At 35.8% G+C, this 1300-nt stretch carries 1 protein-coding gene; it reads left to right on the top strand.

Going from position 1 to position 1300, the window contains the following annotated elements; all coding sequences use genetic code 11:
• A partial coding sequence (locus CN514_RS20195) for a LysR family transcriptional regulator substrate-binding protein (protein ID WP_141529449.1) occupies nucleotides 1-466 on the top strand: 466 nt, incomplete at its 5' end.
• Between the last annotated feature and the right edge of the window lie 834 nt (nucleotides 467-1300).

The following is a 1300-nucleotide window of genomic DNA, read 5'->3' as shown; positions in this document are numbered from 1 at the left end:
AACAAATATCCCTTTATATACAGAAGAATTTTATTTAGCTGTTCCTTTTGACCATCATTTAGCTGAAAGAGAAAAAGTTGATTTAGAAGAGATTAAGGACATTCAACTTGTCCTACGTCCCAAAAACCACAATTGCCGAAAATTATTTGATGATGCCGCTACATCTATGGGATTTGTCTTCAAGCCAATCATAGAATTAACTGATGTTAATTCCATTTTGAGTATAGTAAAAGCAGGTATTGGAGCTACCATACTTCCCAATACTCTTCTCGCTTCGGAGAATGCTGAAACCTTTAAAGTAATTAAAATAGTGAATCCTGCAATTTCTAAGGAAATTGCTATTGTACATCATAAAGAAAAGTATATTGGATCTGCAGCTAGAAATTTTATTGACTTGTTGGTTGCATATGTGAATTTGACAAGTCTTTATGTAGGAGGAACTGAAAATACTTTGATTAATTTATAAAAGTTCATATGAAAAAACTCCCCTTCCATTAAGCGAAAGGGGAGTTTTTTCAAACGTTATTATTTTTAACGTTTATTAGACAATTTTATTCTGTGAACACTGCCACCCTGCGTGCCGACAGACAACTATTCTTCGTCTGGAGAAAGTTCAATTGCTGTAGTATTTCTATTCTCGAGTCCCTCAGATAAATTGGTCCATGCTTTTCCTCCATCCACACTTATTATTACACCGCGACCTCCCTTAAGAAGTCCACCTTCATAATAGGAACCCGTGGCTGCATAGACGATTGCATAAAGTATTTTAGCTTGATATTAATTGTTTATATTATAAATAACTTAATTTTTTCTTAGGTAATGATAAACTTGCTTCTTCAACTACCATGGGAGTACAATAAAAACTTCCATTCACTGTTGTGAATCTGAGGGTTCATGGTTGGCTAACGCATGCTTTTGTTGAAGATCACGAGTTGCTTGCAGCTCGTTTTTTTATTGAAGTAAATGGCAGTTTAGTTTAATAAGAAATTGGCTTGTTTTATTGATACACCATAGCCTTTTCTCTGAATATCGACAATTTAAAATTACAATTATTAAGTTTGGGGACAAACACAATCTGATGCTAATATCTTTCATATATTGGTATGTATATTAATTAACACATAGGGGTGCAATTTTTAATGTCTAGATATATAGTACCTACAGGACCAACGGGGCCAATGGGGCCAAGAGGACAAAGAGGTAAAGAAGGAGAAGAAGGAGAGAGAGGAAAAAGAGGGAAAAGAGGCGCAACGGGATCTGCAGGAGCAACAGGAGCAGATGGAGCGACAGGCCCAGCAGG

Origin of the sequence: Bacillus sp. AFS001701, from assembly GCF_002559405.1 — a bacterium.
In the GTDB taxonomy this organism is placed as follows: Bacteria; Bacillota; Bacilli; order Bacillales; family Bacillaceae_G; genus Gottfriedia.
This window is presented reverse-complemented; position numbering and strand designations above follow the sequence as displayed.